Consider the following 1,747-nt stretch of genomic DNA (forward strand, 5'->3'; position numbering starts at 1 on the left):
GCACCCGAACGAGACGCTCAACAAGCTCGTCAAGTCGGTGCGGTTCACCGGCCAGATCGGCGTGGTCGGCGTCTTCGTCCCGCAGGACCCGGGTTCGCCGGACCAGCTGTACAAGGAGGGGTTCGTCGCCTTCGACTACGGAGAGCACTGGTTCCGGGGCCAGCAGATGGGCACCGGGCAGTGTCCGGTCAAGAAGTACAACCGCGCGCTGCGCGACCTCGTCGCCGGCGGCAAGGCCAAGCCGTCCTGGATCGTCAGCCACGAGCTGCCGCTGGACCAGGCAGCCGAGGGCTACCTGCACTTCGACAACCGCGACGAGGGTTGGACGAAGGTCGTCCTGCACCCCGACATGGCAGGGGCAGGTGCCTGACATGGCCGGCGAGCTGAGCGGACGCCGGGTCGCGATCCTGGCCACCGACGGAGTGGAGCGGGTGGAGCTCGAGCAGCCCCGTCAGGCGCTGGACGAAGCCGGCGCGCAGACCACGTTGCTGTCGATCAAGACCGGCGACATCGCTGCGCGCCAGTTCGACCTGGAGGACGCCGGGACCTTCCCCGTCGACGACCTCGTCGGCGAGGTCTCCGTCGACGACTTCGACGCGCTGCTCCTGCCGGGCGGGACGGTGAACCCGGACAAGCTGCGGATGGAGCCCACCGCCGTCCAGTTCGTCCGGGACTTCGTGCAGTCGGGCAAGCCGGTCGCCTCGATCTGTCACGGCCCGTGGAACTTCGTCGAGGCCGACGTCGCCCGTGGCCGCCGGCTGACGTCGTGGCCCAGCGTGCGCACCGACCTGCGCAACGCCGGCGCGGAGGTCGTCGACGAGGAGGTGGTCACCGACGGCAACATCACGACGAGCAGGTCGCCGGACGACCTGCCAGCGTTCTGCGAACGCATCGTGCAGGAGTTCGCTGCAGTCGGGCAGTCCGCCGACACCTCGGGAGGGGCATGACCGCCTCCACCGTGGCGTCGGGGACCGGCCGCCCGCCGACATCGGCGCAACCGCTGAGCACGCCGTGTGCGACGACGTCGTCCGCGGCCGGACCAGTGCGTTGGCGGCGCTGCTGCGAGGCGCGGCGACGGTCGAGGGCGACCCGGAGCTGATGGTGCTGGCGCAGCGGCTGTTCCCCCGGCGGCGGGCTGGCTGAGGAGCTCGTCCAGATCCTCGACCGGTGCCCCCGCCCGGTATGGGCAGTTCTGCCGATAGCAGGACTCGGGCCCGGTCGATGCAATGGAGGCTCAACCACCGGACACCGCGCGCCCGGCTGGTCCGTACCGAGCGAACGGAGTGCTTCATGGGCAGGGCTGTCGGCATCGACCTGGGAACGACGAACTCGGTGATCGCGGCGATGGAGGGCGGTCAGCCCGAGGTCGTCCCCAACGCTGAGGGAAACCGGACCACCCCCTCCGTCGTCGCCTTCCTGGAGAACGGCGAACGGCTGGTGGGCCAGATGGCCCGGCGCCAGGCGATCCTGAACCCCAAGGGCACGATCTACTCGGCCAAGCGGTTCATCGGGCGCAAGTACGACGAGGTGCAGAGCGAGCTCCAGACGGTCTCGTACGACGTCGTGGCCGGACCGGACGGGGCAGTCCGCTTCTCGGTCCACGGGAAGCTCTACGCCCCGGAGGAGATCTCTGCGCAGATCCTGCGCAAGCTGGCCGACGACGCCGGCCGGACGCTCGGCGAACGGGTCACCGAAGCGGTCATCACCGTGCCCGCTCACTTCAACGACGCCCAGCGCCAGGCCACCA

At 70.0% G+C, this 1,747-nt stretch carries 3 protein-coding genes and 1 pseudogene; all 4 read left to right on the plus strand.

Translation table 11 applies throughout. The annotated features are described in order from the left end of the window. Positions 1 to 370: pseudogene (locus Q0L15_RS21860) on the plus strand (aldehyde dehydrogenase); the annotation flags it as partial. Between the two features lies 1 nt (position 371). Continuing rightward, a complete protein-coding gene (locus Q0L15_RS21865) occupies positions 372 to 947 on the plus strand; it encodes a type 1 glutamine amidotransferase domain-containing protein (RefSeq protein WP_296606924.1) in 576 nt (191 codons plus the stop codon). A gap of 64 nt (positions 948 to 1,011) precedes the next feature. Next, the gene (locus tag Q0L15_RS21870) at positions 1,012 to 1,143 is read left to right on the plus strand and encodes a hypothetical protein (protein ID WP_296606926.1); all 132 of its coding nucleotides are present in this window, start codon (positions 1,012 to 1,014) and stop codon (positions 1,141 to 1,143) included. 147 nt (positions 1,144 to 1,290) lie between these two features. Continuing rightward, on the plus strand, positions 1,291 to 1,747 hold a 457-nt coding region (locus Q0L15_RS21875; RefSeq protein ID WP_296606927.1), incomplete at its 3' end, for an Hsp70 family protein.

It is taken from the genome of Nocardioides sp., assembly GCF_024509035.1.
Lineage (GTDB): Bacteria > Actinomycetota > Actinomycetes > Propionibacteriales > Nocardioidaceae > Nocardioides.